This is a genomic window from Promicromonospora sp. MEB111, from assembly GCF_030209445.1.
Classification (GTDB): Bacteria; Actinomycetota; Actinomycetes; order Actinomycetales; family Cellulomonadaceae; genus Promicromonospora.
The window spans coordinates 210,216-231,534 of sequence record NZ_JARVSD010000003.1 but is presented as its reverse complement, the minus strand read 5'-3'; the positions used below and the strand labels follow the sequence as shown (position 1 = coordinate 231,534).

At 69.9% G+C, this 21,319-nt stretch carries 14 protein-coding genes; all 14 read right to left on the bottom strand.

Annotation, left to right across the window (positions count from 1 at the left end; all coding sequences use genetic code 11):
• Positions 1–47 precede the first annotated feature (47 nt).
• The 14 genes from rpsG to nusG all read right to left on the bottom strand — a co-directional run bounded on the left by rpsG (position 48) and on the right by nusG (position 21,108).
• Positions 48–518, bottom strand: a complete 471-nt coding sequence (gene rpsG, locus QRN56_RS02835) for a 30S ribosomal protein S7 (RefSeq protein WP_020016110.1) — start codon at positions 516–518, stop codon at positions 48–50.
• The gene (rpsL, locus tag QRN56_RS02830; protein WP_020016109.1) at positions 518–892 is read right to left on the bottom strand and encodes a 30S ribosomal protein S12; all 375 of its coding nucleotides are present in this window, start codon (positions 890–892) and stop codon (positions 518–520) included. Before rpsL ends, rpsG begins: the two co-directional genes overlap by 1 nt.
• Positions 893–1,318: 426 nt before the next feature.
• The gene (locus tag QRN56_RS02825; protein WP_285100981.1) at positions 1,319–5,203 is read right to left on the bottom strand and encodes a DNA-directed RNA polymerase subunit beta'; all 3,885 of its coding nucleotides are present in this window, start codon (positions 5,201–5,203) and stop codon (positions 1,319–1,321) included.
• Between the two features lie 77 nt (positions 5,204–5,280).
• On the bottom strand, positions 5,281–8,793 hold the full coding sequence (gene rpoB / locus QRN56_RS02820) for a DNA-directed RNA polymerase subunit beta (protein ID WP_285100979.1): 3,513 nt from the start codon (positions 8,791–8,793) through the stop codon (positions 5,281–5,283).
• Between the two features lie 458 nt (positions 8,794–9,251).
• A complete protein-coding gene (rplL, locus tag QRN56_RS02815) occupies positions 9,252–9,635 on the bottom strand; it encodes a 50S ribosomal protein L7/L12 (RefSeq protein WP_285100977.1) in 384 nt (127 codons plus the stop codon).
• Between the two features lie 84 nt (positions 9,636–9,719).
• Positions 9,720–10,250 carry a 50S ribosomal protein L10 gene (gene rplJ / locus QRN56_RS02810; RefSeq protein WP_285100975.1) on the bottom strand — a complete coding sequence of 177 codons (531 nt, stop codon included), beginning with the start codon at positions 10,248–10,250 and terminating at the stop codon, positions 9,720–9,722.
• Positions 10,251–10,617: 367 nt separating this feature from the next.
• Positions 10,618–13,215: a CHAT domain-containing protein gene (locus QRN56_RS02805; protein ID WP_285100973.1), complete on the bottom strand. Its 2,598-nt coding sequence runs from the start codon at positions 13,213–13,215 to the stop codon at positions 10,618–10,620.
• 129 nt (positions 13,216–13,344) lie between these two features.
• Positions 13,345–15,543, bottom strand: a complete 2,199-nt coding sequence (locus QRN56_RS02800; RefSeq protein WP_285100972.1) for a CHAT domain-containing protein — start codon at positions 15,541–15,543, stop codon at positions 13,345–13,347.
• Positions 15,544–15,970: 427 nt separating this feature from the next.
• On the bottom strand, positions 15,971–17,434 hold the full coding sequence (locus tag QRN56_RS02795; protein WP_285100971.1) for a S8 family peptidase: 1,464 nt from the start codon (positions 17,432–17,434) through the stop codon (positions 15,971–15,973).
• Between the two features lie 93 nt (positions 17,435–17,527).
• Positions 17,528–18,088 (bottom strand): hypothetical protein, encoded by a 561-nt coding sequence (locus tag QRN56_RS02790; protein WP_285100969.1) that lies wholly within the window; start codon positions 18,086–18,088, stop codon positions 17,528–17,530.
• Positions 18,079–18,711 carry an RNA polymerase sigma factor gene (locus QRN56_RS02785; protein WP_285100967.1) on the bottom strand — a complete coding sequence of 211 codons (633 nt, stop codon included), beginning with the start codon at positions 18,709–18,711 and terminating at the stop codon, positions 18,079–18,081. The genes QRN56_RS02790 and QRN56_RS02785 overlap by 10 nt, the downstream gene beginning before the upstream one ends.
• Positions 18,712–18,987: 276 nt before the next feature.
• Positions 18,988–19,704 (bottom strand): 50S ribosomal protein L1, encoded by a 717-nt coding sequence (rplA, locus tag QRN56_RS02780; RefSeq protein ID WP_285100965.1) that lies wholly within the window; start codon positions 19,702–19,704, stop codon positions 18,988–18,990.
• Between the two features lie 79 nt (positions 19,705–19,783).
• Entirely contained in the window at positions 19,784–20,215 is a 432-nt protein-coding gene (rplK, locus tag QRN56_RS02775; protein WP_020016098.1) for a 50S ribosomal protein L11, read from the bottom strand.
• 74 nt (positions 20,216–20,289) lie between these two features.
• Positions 20,290–21,108, bottom strand: a complete 819-nt coding sequence (gene nusG / locus QRN56_RS02770; protein ID WP_285100963.1) for a transcription termination/antitermination protein NusG — start codon at positions 21,106–21,108, stop codon at positions 20,290–20,292.
• Between the last annotated feature and the right edge of the window lie 211 nt (positions 21,109–21,319).

Sequence of the window (21,319 nt, the reverse complement as noted above, 5' to 3'; positions counted from 1 at the left end):
GCATCCACCGACGGCCCCGGGGGTCACCCGGGGCCGCTCGGAAGCTACTACCAGCGGTAGTGCGCGAAGGCCTTGTTGGAGTCGGCCATCTTGTGCATGTCCTCGCGGCGCTTGACCGCGGCACCGAGACCGTTCGACGCGTCGAGGATCTCGTTCATGAGACGCTCGGTCATCGTCTTCTCGCGGCGAGCGCGGGAGAAGTCGGTGAGCCAGCGGAGCGCGAGCGTGGTGGCGCGCGTCGGGCGCACGTCGACCGGCACCTGGTAGGTGGCGCCACCGACACGGCGGGAGCGCACCTCGAGAGCCGGACGGACGTTGTCGAGCGCGCGCTTGAGCACCACGACAGGGTCGCCGTCGGTCTTGGCACGGACGCCCTCGAGAGCGCCGTAGACGATCGCCTCGGCGGTCGACTTCTTGCCGTCGAGCAGGACCTTGTTGATCAGCTGCGTGACAACCGGGGACCCGTAGACCGGGTCGACGATGAGCGGCCGCTTCGGGGCCGGACCCTTGCGGGGCATCAGCTCTTCTCCTTCTTGGCGCCGTAACGAGACCGAGCCTGCTTGCGGCCCTTCACGCCCTGCGTGTCGAGCGCGCCGCGGACGATCTTGTAGCGGACACCGGGAAGGTCCTTCACACGGCCGCCGCGCACGAGCACGATGGAGTGCTCCTGCAGGTTGTGGCCGACACCGGGGATGTACGCGGTGACCTCGACCTGCGAGGAGAGCTTCACACGGGCGACCTTGCGGAGGGCCGAGTTCGGCTTCTTGGGGGTGGTGGTGTACACACGGGTGCACACGCCGCGCCGCTGGGGGGAGCCCTTGAGGGCCGGGGTCTTCGACTTCCCGGCCTTCGAGGTCCGCCCCTTGCGGACGAGCTGCTGGATCGTAGGCACTACGTCTCCGTCGTCTTCTTGAGCTTCGGCGACGCCCTGCCGGCGTCCCCGTCAATGGTTCTGGCTTGTGCGTGCCGATCGCATGCGGCACCCACAGCCCCGCACGGGGACTGCTACGCCACTTACCACCGGCTCGATGGCCCGGCTCCACCCATCAAGGCACGACGTGCCTCGGGAGGTTCTTGCCGGGGCGCCCACGCACTCACATCGGCCGCTTCCGAAGCCACCTTGCGGCGGCCTTCAAGAGGTGCGGCCCGACGGCGCAGGCACGGATTCCTAGGTTACCCGCGTGTCTACGGGGGGTCAAAACGAATCGGGTGTGAGATGCACCCGGAAACCGCCAAGTAGAGCGCCTGCCCGGCCGCCGCACGGGACGAACCCGTGCGGAGCAGGACAGGCGCTCTACCTGACGGTCAGAGGATCAGGTCAGCGGAAGTCGCCGAGGTCCAGGTCCTCCAGCGGGATCGCCTCGCCCGAACCCATACCGAGGGTCGGGAAGTCGATCTCGTCGTAGCCGAAGCTCGGGTAGAGCTCGGCCTTGGCCTGCTCGGTGGGCTCCACCTCGACGTTGCGGTAACGGGGCAGACCCGTACCGGCCGGGATGAGCTTACCGATGATGACGTTCTCCTTGAGGCCCAGCAGCGGGTCACGGCGACCGCTCATCGACGCCTCGGTGAGCACCCGGGTGGTCTCCTGGAAGGAGGCCGCCGAGAGCCACGAGTCGGTGGCGAGCGAGGCCTTCGTGATACCCATCAGCTCCGGACGGCCGGCGGCCGGCTGGCCACCCTCCGACACGGCCTTGCGGTTGGCGTCCTCGAAGCGCATGCGCTCCGCGAGCTCACCCGGCAGCAGCTGCGAGTCACCCGAGTCGAGCACGGTCACGCGACGCAGCATCTGCCGCACGATGACCTCGATGTGCTTGTCGTGGATGTCCACACCCTGGCTGCGGTAGGTCTCCTGGACCTGGTCCACCAGGTGCGTCTGCGTGGCACGGGGGCCGAGGATGCGCAGCACCTTCTTCGGGTCGACGGCACCCTGGACGAGCTGGGTACCGACCGTCACGTGGTCGCCGTCCGCGATCTTCAGACGGGCACGCTTGGTGACCGGGTACTTGATCTCCTCGCCACCGTCGTCCGGCGTCAGCACGAGGTGACGCGTCCGCTCGGTGTCCTCGATCGTCACGCGACCCGTGTACTCCGCGATGGGCGCCTCACCCTTGGGGGTGCGGGCCTCGAAGAGCTCGGTGACACGCGGGAGACCCTGCGTGATGTCCTCGGCGGCAGCCACACCACCGGTGTGGAAGGTACGCATCGTCAGCTGCGTGCCCGGCTCACCGATCGACTGCGCCGCGATGATGCCGACGGCCTCGCCGATGTCCACGAGCAGACCCGTGGCCAGGGAGCGGCCGTAGCACTTGGCGCAGGTACCGACGCGGGACTCGCACGTCAGGACCGAACGGACCTTGACGTTCTCGATGCCCGCGGCGATGACCTGGTCGATGATGACGTCGCCGGCGTCCGACCCGGCGGTCGCGATGACGTTGCCGTCGGCGTCCACCACGTCGGTCGCGAAGGTACGCGAGTAGATGCTGGTCTCGACGCGGTCGTCCGGGACGAGCGAGCCGTCCGCGAGCTTCTCCGCGACCGGCAGCGTGAGGCCACGCTCGGTACCGCAGTCCTCCTCGCGGATGATGACGTCCTGCGAGACGTCCACCAGACGACGGGTCAGGTAACCCGAGTCCGCCGTACGGAGGGCCGTGTCGGCCAGACCCTTGCGGGCACCGTGCGTCGCGATGAAGTACTCGAGGACGGACAGGCCCTCACGGTAGTTGGACTTGATCGGACGAGGGATGATCTCGCCCTTCGGGTTCGCCACCAGACCGCGCATACCGGCGATCTGACGAACCTGCATCCAGTTACCACGAGCACCCGAGCCCACCATGCGCATGACGGTGTTCCGCGCGTTGCTCTCGAGGTTGACCCGCATGGCCGACGCGACCTTGTCGGTCGCCTGCGTCCAGATCTCGATGAGCTCCTGACGTCGCTCGTCGTCGGTGATCAGACCCTTGTCGAACTGCTGCTGGACCTTGAGGGCCCGAGCCTCGTGCTCGTCGAGGATCTCGCCCTTGACGGTCGGCGCGGCGACGTCCGAGATGGCGATCGTGACACCGGAACGCGTGGCCCAGCGGTAGCCGGCGTCCTTCAGCGCGTCCAGCGCCGCGGCCACCTCCACCTTCGGGTAGCGCTCGGCGAGGTCGTTGACGATCGTCGAAAGCCGCTTCTTGTCGGCCACACCGTTCTCGTACGGGTAGTCGACGGGCAGCGTCTCGTTGAACAGGTACCGGCCGAGGGTGGTGTCGAACAGGAGCTGCTGCCCCTGCTCCCAGCCCTCGGGAGCCTCGAAGTCCTTCAGCGGCGGCACCAGGTCGGACATCCGCAGCCGGATCTTGGCGTTGATGTCCAGCTCGCCCCGGTCGAAGGCCATGATGGCCTCGGCCACGGAGCCGAACGCGCGCCCCTCGCCCACGGCGCCCGGACGGTCGCTCGTGAGGTGGTGCAGACCGATGATCATGTCCTGCGAGGGCATGGTCACCGGACGGCCGTCCGACGGCTTGAGGATGTTGTTGCTCGAGAGCATGAGGATGCGGGCCTCGGCCTGCGCCTCGGCGCTCAGGGGCAGGTGCACGGCCATCTGGTCACCGTCGAAGTCGGCGTTGAACGCGCCGCAGACGAGCGGGTGCAGGTGGATGGCCTTGCCCTCGACGAGCTGCGGCTCGAACGCCTGGATGCCCAGACGGTGCAGCGTCGGCGCACGGTTCAGGAGCACCGGGTGCTCCGTGATGACCTCTTCGAGCACGTCCCAGACCACGGGGCGGGTGCGCTCGACCATGCGCTTGGCGCTCTTGATGTTCTGTGCGTGGTTCAGCTCCACGAGCCGCTTCATGACGAACGGCTTGAACAGCTCGAGCGCCATCTGCTTGGGCAGACCGCACTGGTGCAGCTTGAGCTGCGGGCCGACCACGATGACCGAACGGCCCGAGTAGTCGACGCGCTTGCCGAGCAGGTTCTGGCGGAACCGGCCCTGCTTGCCCTTGAGCATGTCGGAGATCGACTTCAGCGGACGGTTGCCGGGGCCCGTCACCGGGCGACCACGACGGCCGTTGTCGAACAGCGAGTCGACGGCCTCCTGGAGCATCCGCTTCTCGTTGTTGACGATGATCTCCGGCGCGCCCAGGTCCAGGAGCCGCTTGAGGCGGTTGTTCCGGTTGATGACGCGGCGGTACAGGTCGTTCAGGTCCGACGTCGCGAACCGGCCACCGTCGAGCTGCACCATCGGGCGCAGGTCCGGCGGGATGACCGGGACGGCGTCGAGCACCATCGCCGTGGGCGAGTTGGTGGTCGTCAGGAACGCGTTCACGACCTTGAGGCGCTTGAGGGCGCGGGTCTTCCGCTGGCCCTTGCCCGAGCGGATGGTCTCGCGCAGCGACTCGGCCTCGGCGTCCAGGTCGAAGTTCTGCAGGCGCTGCTGGATCGCGTTCGCGCCCATCGCACCCTCGAAGTAGGTGCCGTAGCGGTCCTGGAGCTGGCGGTACAGCATCTCGTCGCCCTCGAGGTCGGCGACCTTGAGGTTCTTGAACCGGTCCCAGACCTGCTCGAGGCGGTCCAGCTCCTGGTCCGCGCGCTTGCGCAGCTGAGCCATCTCGCGCTCGGCGGAGTCGCGCACCTTGCGGCGCGCGTCAGCCTTGGCACCCTCGGCCTCGAGCTCGGCCAGGTCGGCCTCGAGCTTCTGGGCGCGGGTGTTGATGTCGTTGTCCCGGCGGTCGGAGATCTCCTTCTTCTCGAGATCGATCTCGTTCTGCAGGTTGGGCAGGTCCTCCTGGCGGGCCTCGTCGTCGACCGACGTGATCATGTAGGCCGCGAAGTAGATGACCTTCTCCAGGTCCTTCGGTGCCAGGTCCAGCAGGTAGCCCAGACGGGACGGCACACCCTTGAAGAACCAGATGTGCGTGACGGGGGCGGCGAGCTCGATGTGGCCCATGCGCTCACGGCGCACCTTGGAGCGCGTGACCTCCACGCCACAGCGCTCGCAGATGATGCCCTTGAAGCGCACGCGCTTGTACTTGCCGCAGTAGCACTCCCAGTCGCGGGTCGGACCGAAGATCTTCTCGCAGAAGAGCCCGTCCTTCTCCGGCTTGAGGGTGCGGTAGTTGATGGTCTCTGGCTTCTTGACCTCACCGTGCGACCAGGCACGGATGTCCTCGGCCGTGGCGAGGCCGATACGCAGCTCGTCGAAGACGTTGACGTCGAGCAAGATGTCCTACTTCCTGAAGTTCTCGAAAATCCTCGGGGTGTCCAGGTCCGCGCCCGGTGCACGGGCGCGGCCTGGTATCAGATCTCGTCGACGCTGGAGGCGGCGTTCGGCCGCCGCGAGAGGTCGATGCCGAGCTCCTCAGCGGCGCGGTACACCTCGTCGTCGGACTCCTTCATCTCGATGGAGACACCGTCGCTCGAGAGCACCTCGACGTTCAGGCACAGCGACTGCATCTCCTTGAGAAGCACCTTGAAGGACTCCGGGATACCCGAGTCGGGGATGTTCTCGCCCTTGACGATCGCCTCGTAGACCTTGACACGGCCCGGGACGTCGTCGGACTTGATGGTGAGCAGCTCCTGGAGCGTGTACGCGGCGCCGTACGCCTCGAGAGCCCAGACCTCCATCTCACCGAAACGCTGACCACCGAACTGCGCCTTACCACCCAGCGGCTGCTGCGTGATCATCGAGTACGGACCGGTCGAGCGCGCGTGGATCTTGTCGTCGACCAGGTGGTGCAGCTTCAGGATGTACATGTAGCCGGTGGAGACGGGCTCCGGGAACGGCTCGCCGGAGCGGCCGTCGAAGAGCTGCGCCTTGCCGTCCTGGTTGACCATGCGCTGACCGTCACGGTTCGGCAGGGTCGCACCGAAGAGACCGCGGAGCGCGACCTCCTCCAGACCGTCGAACACCGGGGTGGCGACGGGCCGGCTCGGCTCGCTCTTGTGCGCGACCTCGGGAAGGCTCTCCAGCCACTCCCCGCCCTTGTCCTCCGCGAGGGAGACGTCCCAGCCCTGCTTGGCGATCCACCCGAGGTGGGTCTCCAGCACCTGGCCCACGTTCATGCGGCCCGGCACACCCAGCGGGTTCAGGATGACGTCGACCGGCGTGCCGTCCTCGAGGAACGGCATGTCCTCCTGCGGGAGGATCTTCGAGATGACGCCCTTGTTGCCGTGGCGGCCGGCCAGCTTGTCACCGACGGTGATCTTGCGGCGCTGCGCGATGTAGACGCGCACCAGCTGGTTCACGCCGGCGGGCAGCTCGTCGCCGTCCTCCCGGTTGAACTCGCGCACCGCGATGACCGTGCCCTGCTCGCCGTGGGGCACCTTGAGCGAGGTGTCGCGCACCTCGCGCGCCTTCTCGCCGAAGATCGCCCGCAGCAGGCGCTCCTCCGGGGTCAGCTCGGTCTCACCCTTGGGGGTGACCTTGCCGACCAGGATGTCGCCGGCGCCGACCTCGGCACCGATGCGGATCACGCCGCGCTCGTCGAGGTCCGCGAGGACCTCCTCCGAGACGTTGGGGATGTCCCGCGTGATCTCCTCGGGGCCCAGCTTGGTGTCGCGGGCGTCGACCTCGTGCTCCTCGATGTGGATCGAGGAGAGGACGTCGTCCTCCACGAGGCGCTGCGACAGGATGATCGCGTCCTCGTAGTTGTGGCCCTCCCACGACATGAACGCGACCAGCAGGTTGCGGCCGAGCGCGAGCTCGCCCTCGTCCGTCGCCGGGCCGTCCGCGAGCACGGAGCCTACCTCGACCCGCGCACCCTCGTCGACCAGCACGCGCTGGTTGTAGCTCGTGCCCTGGTTGGAGCGCACGAACTTGTGCACGCGGTACGAGCCCGTCGTGCCGTCGTCGTTCGCCACGAGCACCAGGTCGGCCGAGACCTCGGTGACCACACCGGGCTTGGTCGCCACGATGACGTCGCCGGCGTCGACCGCCGCACGGCGCTCCATGCCGGTGCCGACCACGGGGGCCTCGGACCGCACCAGCGGCACGGCCTGGCGCTGCATGTTCGCACCCATGAGGGCGCGGTTGGCGTCGTCGTGCTCGAGGAACGGGATCAGGGCCGTCGCGACCGACACCATCTGGCGCGGCGAGATGTCCATGTAGTCGACCTCGGCGCCCGGGATGTCGTTGGTCTCGCCACCCTTCGTGCGGACCAGGACGCGGTCGAGGACGAACGTGCCGTCCTCGAGCAGCGGCGTGTTGGCCTGCGCGATGATGTAGCGGTCCTCGTCATCGGCCGTGAGGTAGTCGATGTTGTCGGTGACCTTGCCGTTCTCGACCCGGCGGTACGGCGTCTCGATGAAGCCGAACGGGTTGATGCGACCGAACGACGCGAGCGAACCGATCAGACCGATGTTCGGACCCTCAGGGGTCTCGATCGGGCACATGCGGCCGTAGTGCGACGGGTGGACGTCACGGACCTCCATGCCGGCGCGGTCGCGCGACAGACCACCCGGGCCCAGCGCGTTCAGACGACGCTTGTGCGTCAGACCGGCGAGCGGGTTGTTCTGGTCCATGAACTGCGACAGCTGCGAGGTGCCGAAGAACTCACGGATCGACGCGACGACCGGACGGATGTTGATCAGCGTCTGCGGCGTGATGGCCTCGACGTCCTGCGTGGTCATGCGCTCACGAACCACGCGCTCCATGCGGGACAGACCCGTGCGCACCTGGTTCTGGATGAGCTCGCCCACGGCGCGGATACGACGGTTGCCGAAGTGGTCGATGTCGTCGACCTCGACGCGCACCTCGACGGGCTGCCCGTTGCGGACGCCGTCCATGGTGGTCTTGTCCGCGTGCAGCGACGCGAGGTACTTGATCGTGGCCACGACGTCGGTCAGCGACAGCGTGGACTCGGCCAGCTCCGCGTCGACACCCAGCTTCTTGTTCGCCTTGTAGCGGCCGACCTTCGCGAGGTCGTAGCGCTTCGGGTTGAAGTAGAAGTTCTCCAGCAGCGCGCGACCGGCCTCGACCGTCGGCGGCTCACCCGGGCGGATCTTGCGGTACAGGTCGACCAGGGCCTCGTCCTCGGTGTGGACGTGGTCCTTCTCGAGGGTGTCGAGCACCGACGGGAACTCGGCGAACTGCTCGCGGATCTCCGACTCGGTCATGCCGAGGGCCTTGAGCAGCACCGTGACGGACTGCTTGCGCTTGCGGTCGACGCGGACGCCGACGGCGTCGCGCTTGTCGATCTCGAACTCCAGCCAGGCACCGCGCGACGGGATGATCTTCGCGGAGAAGACGTCCTTGTCGCTGGTCTTGTCCGGGGTGCGCTCGAAGTACACGCCCGGCGAACGCACCAGCTGCGAGACGACGACGCGCTCGGTGCCGTTGATGATGAAGGTGCCGCGCGCCGTCATGAGCGGGAAGTCGCCCATGAAGACCGTCTGGCTCTTGATCTCACCGGTGGTGTAGTTGACGAACTCCGCGGTGACGAACAGCGGGGCCGCGTAGGTGAAGTCCTTCTCCTTGCACTCGTCCGCCGTGTACTTCGGCGGCTCGAAGCGGTGGTTCGAGAAGGAGAGGGACATCGAGGAGCCGAAGTCCTCGATCGGGGAGATCTCCTCGAAGATCTCTTCCAGTCCGGAGGTTTCCGGGACATCATTACGACCAGCCGCCTTGGCAGTTTCTACCCTGCCCTGCCAGGCTGGGTTACCAAGAAGCCAGTCGAAGCTCTCGGTCTGCAGGCCAAGCAGGTCGGGGACCTCGAGTGGCTCATAGATCTTTGCGAAGGAAACGCGACGGGAAGCGGTACGGTTCGCAATGGCTTCGGCGGACGGAGCTGAAGGGGTGCGCGAGGCAGCCAAGAGGGGTCCTTCCCTGCAGTTCGGGTGAACGCTGTACGCTCTGCGGTGCTGCAGGATGCTCTGCCGGATTCACCGGTCACCGGTGGGCATCCCCTGAGTGGGGATGCGACCAGGACTTTCGGGAAGCAGGGGGAGGCGTCGAGGGCACACGCGGGCGCAAAGCGCTAGCATACCTATCTGGTTCTAGTATGTCCAGTCGCCCTAGGTCCTGCACGTCGAGACTGTGGGAATCCTCGAATCGTTGCGTATCCGCACTGCCGCGGCGTGGCGGCTGGACGAGGCGGCGCTCGGGGTGCTCAACGGGTCGGCCGCGGGTGATATTCCCGCGTGACCTCGCCGGATCCGGGCACGCGAGAGGCCCGCACCCCGAGGGGTGCGGGCCTCTGCAGTCGGCGGACGGTCGCCCGGGACGAGCCCGGGCGGCCGTCACACCAGCCCGAAGGCGGTGATGCCTGAGGTCACTTGAGGGTGACGGTGGCGCCGGCGCCCTCCAGGGCAGCCTTCGCCTTCTCGGCGGCGTCCTTGTCGGCGCCCTCGAGAACCGGCTTCGGCGCGCCGTCGACCAGGTCCTTGGCCTCCTTGAGACCGAGGGACGTGAGCGCGCGCACCTCCTTGATGACCTGGATCTTCTTGTCGCCGGCAGCCTCGAGGATGACGTCGAACTCGGTCTTCTCCTCCACGGCCTCAGCGGCAGCGGCGGCCGGGCCGGCAACGGCAGCGGCGACCGGAGCAGCGGCGGTGACGTCGAACTTCTCCTCGAAGGCCTTCACGAAGTCGGAGAGCTCGATGAGCGTGAGCTCCTCGAAGGCGGACAGGAGCTCGTCGGTGGAGAGCTTCGCCATGATGGCGTTCCTTTCAGTTGGCGCTTCGCGGGCCGGTGCCGGCCCGCGAGAAGCAGGGGGGTGTGAACTGGCGCTGCCACCTGATCAGGCGGCAGCACCCTCCGATTCCTGCTTCTGACGCAGGGCATCGATGGCACGGGCGACCTGGGCGGGCTTGGCGGTGAAGGCGTAAGCAGCACGCGTCAGCGTGGCCTTCAGACCGCCGGCCACCTTGGCCAGCAGAACCTCGCGGGACTCGAGGTCCGCGAGCTTCGTGATCTCCGCGCTGGACATCGGGCGGCCGTCGAGCACGCCGCCCTTGATGACCAGTGCGGGGTTCGCCTTGGCGAAGTCACGCAGACCCTTCGCAGCCTCGACCGGGTCCCCGGTCACGAATGCGATGGCGGACGGGCCCTTCAGGTCGGCGTCGAGACCCTCGACACCGGCCTCCTTGGCCGCGATCCCCGTCAGCGTGTTCTTCACCACGGCGTAGGTTGCGTTGCCGCTGAGCGACCGACGCAGCTCCTTGAGCTGCGCGACGGTGAGCCCGCGGTACTCGGTCAGCACGGCTGCGCTCGAGTCGCGGAACTTGTCCGCGAGCTCTGCGACAGCGGCTGCCTTGTCCGGCCTCGCCATGGCAATCCTTCCGGTGGTGGTACCACCGTCCCCGGAGGCATGAGCCTCGGGCGTTGCCCCGGAACGAGAAAAAGAGCCCCGGCGCAGGCGCACGGGGCTCGGTTCGTGCGGGAGACCCGCACTCGAGTTCGTCACCTGCGCAGGCCCCCGCTCTCAGCGGGACTTCGGTCTTCTTCCGCCCTGTGCTCTGACAAGCAGAGTGCTCTTGCGAGCGGGCAGCGTCGGACGACCGGCGGTCTTGGGTTACCCGAGAACTATACATGGCTCCGCGCGTAGGGCCGCACGCAGCGAGCGGTGGCCTGCGCCACACGGCGGACGACGCCGTTCGCGCGCGGCCCGCCGACCGCCGACCGCGGTCCGCCGGCCGTCACCGGCCCAGGCCCTCCAGGGACGCGAAGCACACGAGCGGCACCGGCTCGGGCTCGTCCGCGAGCGCCGCGGCGAGCGCGGCCTCGGGGTCGTCCGTGGCGCGCAGGTGGGCGTGGAACCGGGGCATCACGCGGGCGGCGACGGCGTCCGAGAGCGGGGCGACGGCGGCGACGACGGCGCGGGCGCCGAGCCGCAGGAGCACGGAGGACAGGCCGAGCACCTCGCCGCCGACCACCTGGGACGAGCCGCCGACCTCGCAGGCCGAGAGGACCAGGACGGATCCGGGGAGCCGTGTGCCGTCGAGCTCGTGGGCGAACAGCGGGCCGTCGGCGAGGTCGACGAAGGCGAAGAGCGGGTTGTCGGCGTCGTGCCTGCCGTGGGTGGCCAGGTGCACGATGTCGTGGGTGGCGAGCACGGCCCGGACCGTCGCCGTCGTGGCGGCCGCGCCGGTGAGGACCGTGGCTCCCGGCCATACCGCGCCGACAGCCCGTACCTCGCTCGCGCCGAGGGTGACGCCGGGGCCGTACGCGGCCAGCAGCCGGTGCCTGCGCCCCGGCCGGGGGTGGGCCCGGCCGCGCGCCATGTAGGACCGGACGGTCGTGCGGCGGCCGTGCCGGGACGGGAGTGCCGTCCAGGGCACGCTGAGCAGGGGCTCCCGGCCCACGACGTACAGCGGGCCGTCGGCGTGCATCGGCACGGCGAGGAGCCGGTCGAGCGCGTCGAGGTTGCGTCTCAGGGAGCGGCGGGCAGCGTCGCGCAGCGCCGGTGGGACGTGCTCGTTGGCGCACGCCCCGAAGTCCGCGCGGACGCGCAGCGCACGTTCGGTGACCTCGGCGAGCGGTCCGAGGTCGACGGTGCGCGCGCCGTGCGCGTCGACGCGGACGCAGCGCAGCACGCCGTCGAGCACCAGGTAGTTGGCGACGACGGCGCCGTCGTCGCGGGCGGCGAGCAGCTCGCGGACCTCGGTGGTGGTGGCCGGGCGGTCCTCGGCCACGTCGTCCTCGGCGCCGGTGCGGTGCCAGGCGCGTTCGCGTGCGGTCGCGAGGAGCCTGCGCGACCGCTCGAACAGGTGGGCGCGTTCCGCGGCGCTGTCCTGGTCGGTGAGGGTGCGGGCCCGGACGACGAGCCCGCGGGCCTCGGTGACGAGCGCTCCGACCGCGGGCTCGTCCGGCGCGACGGTGCCACCCATCCCGGCGAACGTGGTCCGGCCGCGTTCGAGCGCCTCGAAGAGCCAGTCCGGCCGGCCGGTCCGCAGGGCGGCCTCGACGTCGGTCCGCTGCAGGTCCACGCCGTGCGCCGCGGCCGCGGTGACGGACTCGACCGAGCCGAGCCCCACGCGATGGTCCGCGAGCAGCTCGAGTCCCGTGCGCACCGCCTCGATGCCGGCCGCCCGGTCGCCCGACGCGAACGCGAGCTGCGCGAGGACGGTCTGCCGCTGGATCCGGGTGGACAGCGGGGCGTCGGCCATGCCGGCGGGAAGGTTGTCGAGCACGGTGCGCGCGGCGGCGACGTCGCCGGCCAGGAGGTACCAGTGCGCGGCGACGAACCGCGCTGTCAGGCCGGGGCGCTGCCCGAGCAGGGGGTCCACCTCGTCGCCCGCCTCGGCGGCCTGGATGGCCTGTTCGGCACGGCGCCGGGCGTCGTCGGGGACGGGGGCCTCGCCGCGGCGGATCGGCAGGAGGATCGCCTCCAGCTCGGCGACGCGCGCGACGGCGGCACGCTGCGGGTGGCCGACGCCGGCGTAGTAGCGCCGGGCGAAGGCCGCCGCCGTCCGCGCCTCGTCCCACCGGTGCAGCGCCATGAGGCAGCGCGCGCGGAAGTACTCGGCCTCGGCGCGATGGTGCGCGCGGCCCGGGACCACCATGCGGGAGATCGCCTGCGTGAGGACCTGCTCGGCGTCCTCGAGCAGCCCCGCCTCGTAGAGGACGGCGCCGCGGCCGATGTCGAGCACGCCGTCGGCGCGTTCCGGGTCGACGGCGCGGGCGGCGGCCATGGCCTGCAGCGCGCCCGGCAGGTCGCCGAGCGCGTACCGCACGAACCCGGTGTTGTGCAGGGCGAGGGAGGCGATCCCGGGCAGGTCGGCCAGCCCCGCGGCCTCGTGGCAGGCGTCGAAGTCGGCGAGCGCCGCGTCCAGCCGGCCGAGCTCGATGGCGGCCGCGCCCCGGTTGAGCAGCGCCGTCGCGTAGTCGCGTGCGGTGAGCTGGTCCGCGACCGCGAGCACCCGGTTGAAGGCGGCCACGGCGTCGGTGAGCCGGCCGGAGCGCTGCAGCAGCAGGCCACGGTTCCCGTCGACGACGGCGGCGAGCCGCCTGCGGATTCGTGGCGGGGCGGCGTCGGCGCGGGCGTCGGCGTCGCCGAGGAGGGCGAGCGGCTTGTCCAGCGTGTCCTCGACGGCGTGGACGGCGACGGCCTCCCCCGCCAGGGAACGGACCATGCCCTCGGCCCAGCGTTCGCGGTCCGCGGGACCGAGCGCGCCGAGGTCCACGACCCGGAGCCGGTCGAGCACGTCCCGGAACCGCAGCAGGGCGTCGCCGGGCCGCGACCGGGAGTTGAGCTCCCGCGCGGCCAGCAGCTCCGCCTCCAGTTCCGGCCACATACCTGCCCCCTCGCCTCACCGGGCCCCACGGGGGCGCCGGGCGGGCCACGATAGCGGGGCACGGGGTGGCCTGTCATCGCCCGGAGCAACCGCGCAGGTCAGGGGTTCGGTGGGGTGAGGCCGACGGGATCAGCCCGCGGCGAGGCCTTCGACGGAGCTGAAGCAGACGAGCGGCACCGGCTCGGCGACGTCGCGGAGCGCGGCCGCGAGCGCCGCCTCCGGGTCGTCGGTCTCGCGCAGGTGGGCGTGCAGGCGGGGCATCACGCGTGCCGCGAGCTCGTCGGAGAGCTTGGCCACGGACGCGATGACGGCGCGTGCGCCCAGGCGCAGGAGCACCGACGTGAGGCCCAGGAGCTCGCCGCCGAGCACCTGGGACGAACCGCCCACCTCGCACGACGACAGGATGACCACCGAGCCGGGCAGCGGTGTGCCGTCGAGCTCGTGGGCGAACAGCGGGCCGTCTGCGAGGTCGATGCTCGCGAAGAGGGGGTTGTCGGCGTCGTGCTGGCCGTGGGTGGCCAGGTGCACGACGTCGTGGGTGGCAAGGGCGGTGCGGACCTGCTCGGTGACGGCGTCCTTGCCGGTCAGCACGGTCGCGCCGGGCCACTGCTGCCCGACGGCGCGGGCCTCGGCCGCGCCGTGCCGCACACCGGGGCCGGCCGCGGCGAGCAGCTTGCGCTCACCTGTAGGCCGCGCGTGCGTGCGGCCGCGCGCGACGTACGAGTTCACGGAGGTGCGCAGCCCGCCCCGGGACGGGAGTGCCGCCCACGGCACGCTGAGCAGCGGCTCCCGGGCGACCACGTAGAGGTCGCCGTCGGCGTGCAGGGGTGCGAGCAGGACGGTGTCGAGCGCCTTGAGGTTGCGCGCCAGCGACGCCGTCGCAGCGGCGCGCAGGGGTGCCGGGATCAGGTCGTTGGCGGCCATGGCGAAGTCGGCGGAGAGGCGGCGGACCCGCTCGATCACGTCGTCGGCCGGGCCGATGTCGACGGTGGTGACGCCGGCGGCATCGACGCGGACGCAGCGCAGGACGTCGTCGATGACGAGGAAGCTCGCCACGACGGATCCGTTGCTACCCGCTGCCAGGACGCCGCGCACCTCGCGAGCGGTGGCCGGACGCTGCACGGCGCCCGCGTTGCCGGCGTGCCGCCAGGAGCGTTCCCGGACCTCACCCTGGATGCGACTCGCACGGCGGGTGAGCCGCTCGCGTTCCTTCGACTCCCCCGCACCGAGTTCTCGCGCCCTGGCCAGCAGTCCGCGTGCCTCGGTCAGGAGAGCCGCCGCCTCGGGATCGTCGGGCGGGGTGACTCGGCCCGCGCCGGCGAACGTCGCGCGGCCACGTTCCAGCGCGTCGAACAGCACCGCGGGCCTGCCGGTGCGCACCGCCGCCTCGACGTCCACGCGGGTCAGGTCGACGCCGTGCGCGGCGGCGGCCGTGACCGACTCGACCGAACCGAGCCTGCTGCGATGGTCGGCGAGCAACCCGAGGCCTGATCGGACGGCGCGCAGGCCTCTGGCGCGATCGTCGGTCGCGAACGCGAGCTCCGCCTGGACGGTGTAGTGCTGGACCCGCATGGTGAGCGGCGCACTGAACATGCCACGGGGTAGCTCGGCGAGCACGCCGCGGGCCGCGTCGAGGTCGCCCGCCAGGACGAGCCACCGGGCGGCGACCAGCCGGGCCGCATGTCCCGGGTGGTAGCCGAGCGTCGGGCCGGCGGCGTCGCCGGCCGCGGCGACGGTCATCGCCTCTCTGGCCCCGCGACGGGCAATCGCTCGTGACGGCCCGCCGGACAGCCGCACGGCCTCCGTGAGCGACGCCTCGAGCTCGAGGACCCGGGCCAGGGCGGCCATCGACCGTTGCCCGCCACGTTCGAACCGGCGACGCGCCTGGGCTGCCTGGGCACGCGCGTCGTCGAAGCGTAGGAGCCCCATCAAGGCCCTCGCTCTGAACCACTCCGACTCGGCGTGCTCGAGCCGGAGGACCGCGCGCGACAGCCTTACCGCGGCGGTGGCCAGCAGTTGTTCAGCCTCCGCCAGCAGTCCGCTCTCGAAGAGCACCTCGGCGCGTCCCAGTTCCGGGATGCCGTCGTCCCACTCCGGGTCGGCGTCCACGGCCCGTTCCATCGACTCCAGCGCGCCGGGCAGGTTGCCCAGGGTGTATCTGGCGTACCCGATGTTGTGCAACGCGAACGCAATGTACTGGGAGTGACCCAGCGCGGCCGCGTGCTCGTGAGCCGCCTCGTAGTCGCTCAGCGCGTCGGAGAAGTCCCCGAGCTCGCTGTAGACGGCCCCGCGATTGAGGAAGGTGGTGGCGAGGTCGCGGTGCCCCACAAGATCCGCGGCCCGCAGAGCTTGTGTCAGATTCCAGAGGGCCTGCTTCGGTTGCCCTGCTCGCGAGTAAAGGACCCCTCGCTGGACGAACACGAGGCTCGCCATCGAGGGGTCTGGGACCGCGCGCTCGATCTCCGCCGCTCGGTCACAGAGCGCGAGAGCATCGCCCAGGGACCCTGCCAGGGCATGGACAGGGTTCGACAGCCCCAGGAAGCTCCGCACCATCAATTCGGCCCATTGCGCCTGGTCCGCCGGTTCGAGCCCGTCGGGGTCGAATTCCTCCAGGTCCGCGAGGAGCACACGAAAATCCGCCTCCGCGGCTGACCACTTCGCGCGTGCGTGCAGATCCCGAGCGACGTCCAGACGCTCGAACAATCGCGTCCACGGGCTGGTGCGAGTGGTCGCCTCCACGCTTACCTCGTCATCGTCAGTGCGGGATCGGCAGTCCCGTCGCCTGGTGTGCAGCCTCCCATGCCGCGGCAACCCGATTGGTAGGACTCTCCGCGATACGGGCGTTCAGCAGGTGCTGGGCCAGCTCCCCCGCCAGGACAGGCGAGGAGAACGAGGTTCCGCTCCATGTCGCGAAACCTCCGGTGAAGTCGTCCGGGTCCACCGACTCGCGACCCCCAGCGGATACCTCCTGGGGCTCCAGCGCACCGTCGGCGGTCACCGGCATGGTGCTGTGCACGTTGGTGCCGGGACGCACGCTGGTCACCCACGGGCCGTCGTTGGCGAAGTCTGCGAGCGTGCCGTTCGGGTTAGCGGCGGTCACGACCAGCAGCGGCGTGTAGTCGGCGCGCAGGTCGGCAGGCTCCAGCGGCTCGGCACGGCCGTCGACCCGGCGCACATGGGGCGCCCAGGCCGCGGGGAACACCGGCTGCTCGCCGCCGTCATTGCCGGCGGACACGACGACGAGAACTCCGGCCCGCCGCAGGTCTCGCAGGGAACCGCGCAGCACGCCCTCGTAGTCGTCGTCGAGCAACTCCGGCTGGAAACCGAGGGCCAGCACCACGACGTCGACCGGGGTATAGCCCGGAACGCCCGAGAGCCCGCGCAGGTGGTACTCCAGAAGCCGCTCCAGCGAGCGGACGAGGTCCCACTCGCGAACTTCGCCGTCGGTGTACATGACGCGGACAGGCAGGATCGCGGCATCCGGGCACATCTGGTGCACCACCCCCGCGATGAAGGTCCCGTGTCCCACGTAGGGCGCGAGGTCGGTGGCGGGCTCATGACCCGACACGGGTTCGTCCTCGGTGAATGTACCGATCGGGCTCCCGTCGATCTGAGCGTCACGAATGACGACGTGCGAGCCGTCGAACCACGGATGAGCACCGATCCCGGTGTCGACCAGGGCGACCACAGGGCGCTGCACGCCGTCGGCCGAGACCCATGGCACGGGCCCGGCCGCAAGGACTCGCTTCGGCACCGGTCCGACGTGCAGAGACGGCTCCCGGTCCCCCGGAACGCCGACACCCGGCTTGGCACGATGCCCCTGCAGCACATGGTCCAGACCGATCCGCTTCCGGTCGCCCTCCCCAGCTCGCGAAGCGACGTCGTCCAGCAGGTCCCACACGTCCGCGTCCTCGGTACCGCCCGCGGCCACATGCAGCGCCACCCCCGTACGCGGCACCTCCGACCGCATGGGTGCCGGCGTGAGCTCCTCGGTCTCCAGCGACAGGCCCCGGTCGGCGGCGCGTTCACGGAGCAGTGCCAGCAGGCTGTCGTCCTCCCCCGGTGTGCCCCGCACGATCAGCCTGTCCGCCACGTAGCGTGTCGGCGCCAGCCGGACGTCCCGCCGGCAGTTCGCCTCGGCCGGATCAAGCTCCCGGACCGGCCGCCATCCTCCGGCATGGTCCCGTACGCGAAGTTCTTCGGGCATGGGCTCGCTCACGGCAGTACCTCTCCATTGACAACGATTGCTCGACAGACCCCGCCGCGCCCCTCGGCCGGATCACACACGGTGGTAGCTCAGTGGTTCAGCAGTTCACAGCTCGATGATCGGCGTGCTCACGGCCCCGCCGCCGCCGTCGGTCCGGCGGACCACCAGGCTCGCGCGGCCGCGCTCGACCGCGTCGAAGGAGAACCGGCCGTCCTCGTCGGACTCCGTGGAGACCACGTCGACACCCGGCCGGTGCAGCTCCACGTCCAGGCCGGCCGCCGGGGCGGCCCACCCGTCGATGCGTACCCGTCCGCCGGCGGACGGGGACAGCGTGATCATCACCGTCAGCGAGTCGTGCGTGAAGGTGATGGTCTTCGCCTCGGCGGGCGCCGCGTCGTCGGCCCGGGCGGCCTGCGCGGCCCCGCGGACGCCGGCGAGCGGCGCGTCGAGGTAGACGGCCTCCATGAGCTCGGCCTCGAGCCCGGCCAGCGTCATCGCGAACAACGACCGCTCGACGAGCCCCTCCGGCACCGGGTCCACCGCGCCGACCGTGCGGGCGAGGCGGGTCAGCACGGCACCGTCCTCGGCGTCCAGCACGCCCTTCGGGTCGAACGAGAGGCGCCCCACGGCCTCGTCGTCCTGGTTGGGTTCCGGCGTCAGGTCCACGAGAAGTCCCCTTGCTCATCGAGGATGGTCCGCAGCTTCGCCAAGCAGCGGCCACGAGTAGAACCGATGGAACCCATCGGCATTCCGATCGCTGCCGAGATGTACCGGTAGTCCGGCCGGTCGGCGAGCGAGACCAGACGCAGCAGCTCCTGGCAGCGTCCGGGCAGTTTCTGCAGCGACGTCCAGAGGATGCGGTCGCGCTCGTCGCGTAGCACCTCGGCGTCGGGTGGTGGATCGTTGGCAGGGAGAGCCATCGGATGCTCGGGGCTGTCGTCCGGCAGCTCGGTACGGCGCTTCTCGTCGTCACGGTGCTTGCGCACCGCCTCCCAGGCAGCCCGCTTCGCGGTCACCAGGAGCCACTTCAGCACGGCCTTCGGCTCGGCGATGGTCTCGGCGTGCCGCACGAGGGCCACCCAGGTGCTCTGGACGACGTCGTCCGCTGCGTCGCGGTCGACTCCCTGCGCGCGGACCGTGTGCCACAGCAGCGGCGTCGCCTCGCGCACCAGGTCGCCGAGCGCCTGGCGGTTGCCGGCACGGTACTCGGTCAGCGCGATCGCTGCGCGATCGCCGAGCGTGAGACCGGACCCGTCGACGTCGGGCAGGGCCTCCCTTGATCCTGTCATTGCACCACGGGATTCTCTGCTGGCGGATGTTTCCACGTCACCTACCGGACGTGGAGCACTTGGACCAACCGAGTCTACGGCCGAGCTCGCGGATCCGGGGAGGTCGAAGATGGTGCCCACCAGGCACTCCCCTCTCTCCTCGGCTCACGTCGGCTTCCTGCCGCCCATCAGACAAGAGGCGCGAGGGCCCGGTTCGATACATGGTTCTGATGAAAATTCAAAAAGGCCCGCACCCCTTGCGGGATGCGGGCCTTCTTGCGCTCAGGAGAGCTCGGCTCAGGCCGAGAGCTCCTCCAGCAGCTTGGTGGTCTTGCTCTGGTCCAGCGGGATGCCGGGGCCCATCGTCGTGGTCATGGTCGCCTTGCTGATGTAGCGACCCTTCGACGACGACGGCTTGAGGCGCAGGACCTCGTCGAGCGCGGCGACGTAGTTCTCCAGCAGCTGAGCCTCCGAGAAGGAGGACTTGCCGATGATGAAGTGCAGGTTCGCGTGCTTGTCGACACGGAACTCGATCTTGCCGCCCTTGATGTCGGACACGGCCTTGGTGACGTCCATGGTCACGGTGCCGGTCTTCGGGTTCGGCATGAGGCCACGGGGACCGAGCACCTTACCGAGGCGACCGACCTTGCCCATCAGGTCCGGCGTGGCGACGGCCGCGTCGAAGTCGGTGTAGCCGGCGGCCACCTTCTCGATCAGCTCGTCGCCGCCGACCTCGTCGGCACCGGCCGCGCGGGCCTCCTCCGCCTTGGCGGCGTTGGCGAACACGATGACCTTGGCGGTCTTACCCGTGCCGTTCGGCAGGTTGACCGTGCCGCGGACCATCTGGTCCGCCTTGCGCGGGTCCACGCTCAGGCGGAACGCGACCTCGACGGTGGCGTCGTACTTGACCGTGGCGGTCTCCTTGGCGAGGCGGATGGCCTCGAGCGGCGAGTACAGGTTCTCGCTGTCGATCTTCTCCGCGGCGGCGAGGTACGCCTTGCTGCGCTTTGCCATGTTCTCTCCTTGTGGTCGTAGCGGACCGTACGGCCCTGCCACTGGTGGTGGTTCGTCCGGGGCGGGAGCCCCGGGGGGATCACTCCGAGACGGTGATGCCCATGGAGCGGGCGGTGCCCGCGATGATCAGCGAAGCGGCGTCGAGGTCGTTCGCGTTCAGGTCGGGCAGCTTGGTCGTGGCGATCTCGCGGACCTGGTCCTTGGTGATCGAGGCGACCTTGACCGTGTGCGGCGTCGCGGAGCCCTTGGCCACACCGGCGGCCTTCTTGATGAGCTCGGCGGCCGGCGGGGTCTTGGTGATGAAGGTGAACGAGCGGTCCTCGTACACGGTGATCTCGACCGGGATGACGTTGCCGCGCTGCGACTCGGTCGCCGCGTTGTACGCCTTGCAGAACTCCATGATGTTCACGCCGTGCTGACCCAGCGCGGGGCCGATCGGCGGAGCCGGCGTCGCGGCGCCGGCCTGGATCTGCAGCTTGATGAGGCCGGAGACCTTCTTCTTCGGGGGCATGCGTTCACTACCTTCTGTTGGATGGGCCTACGCCGTGGGCGATGACCCGGTTGCAAGTGCTGGGGACGAACGAATCAGATCTTGGCGACCTGGTTGAACCCCAGCTCGACCGGGGTCTCCCGGCCGAAGATGGAGACGAGGACCTTGAGCTTCTGGGCCTCGACGTTGATCTCGGAGATCGAGGCGGGCAGCGTGTCGAACGGCCCGTCGGTCACGGTCACCGACTCGCCGACCTCGAAGTCCACGTGGACCGGCGCCTTGCCGCTGCTGGTCACCGTGCCACCGCCGGCGGCCTGCTGGCCGACCTGGGCGGGCTGCGGCAGCATCGACGGCGCGAGCATCGAGTAGATCTCGTCGAAGCTCAGCGGCACCGGCTGGTGCGTGTGCCCGACGAAACCCGTGACACCCGGCGTGTGGCGCACGGCGCCCCACGACTCGTCGGTCAGGTCCATGCGCACGAGGACGTAACCCGGGATGCGGACCCGGCTCACGATCTTCTTCTGCGCGTTCTTGATCTCGGCGACCTCTTCCATCGGAACCTCGACCTGGAAGATGTAGTCCTCCATGTTCAGGCTCTGGATGCGGTTCTCGAGGTTGGTCTTCACGCGCTTCTCGTACCCGGCGTACGAGTGGATGACGTACCAGTCGCCCAGCTGGCTGCGGAGAGTTCGCTTGAACTCCTCGACCTCGTCCACGATGACGTCGCCGTCGGCGTCAACGGGGCGCTCGTCGGCGGCGTCATCCTCGTCCGCGGGCTCGACGTCGGTCTCGGCCGGGGTCTCGGCGTCCGCAGGCACGTCAGCGTTCTCGGCGTCCAGGGGCGCGTCGACGGCCGTCTCGTCGCCGTCGGCCGGCGAGACGTTCTCCGTCTGGTCCAGAGAGTCCTGGGACACGAACGAACCTGCTTTCTCTTCGTGCGCCGGGGCTGCGCCCGGCACGGGTGTGCGTACTTCTACGAGCTGTGTCCGGCCATTGTCGCGCGAAAGTACCGCGAAGGGACAATCAGCGACGGGCGAGAACCGTCACAGCGAAGTACTGCGCAGCGTGCCCCATGAGCTCGTCCGGCGCACCCGGACCGACACGGACCCGCTTCCGGGACCGGTC

Bases quoted from the DNA above. Each gene is read 5' to 3' on its own strand.
- rpsG (WP_020016110.1), bottom strand. From the start codon at position 518: ATGCCCCGCAAGGGTCCGGCCCCGAAGCGGCCGCTCATCGTCGACCCG.
- rplL (WP_285100977.1), bottom strand. From the start codon at position 9,635: ATGGCGAAGCTCTCCACCGACGAGCTCCTGTCCGCCTTCGAGGAGCTC.
- rplJ (WP_285100975.1), bottom strand. From the start codon at position 10,250: ATGGCGAGGCCGGACAAGGCAGCCGCTGTCGCAGAGCTCGCGGACAAG.
- QRN56_RS02805 (WP_285100973.1), bottom strand. From the start codon at position 13,215: ATGTGGCCGGAACTGGAGGCGGAGCTGCTGGCCGCGCGGGAGCTCAAC.
- QRN56_RS02785 (WP_285100967.1), bottom strand. From the start codon at position 18,711: ATGACAGGATCAAGGGAGGCCCTGCCCGACGTCGACGGGTCCGGTCTC.
- rplA (WP_285100965.1), bottom strand. From the start codon at position 19,704: ATGGCAAAGCGCAGCAAGGCGTACCTCGCCGCCGCGGAGAAGATCGAC.
- rplK (WP_020016098.1), bottom strand. From the start codon at position 20,215: ATGCCCCCGAAGAAGAAGGTCTCCGGCCTCATCAAGCTGCAGATCCAG.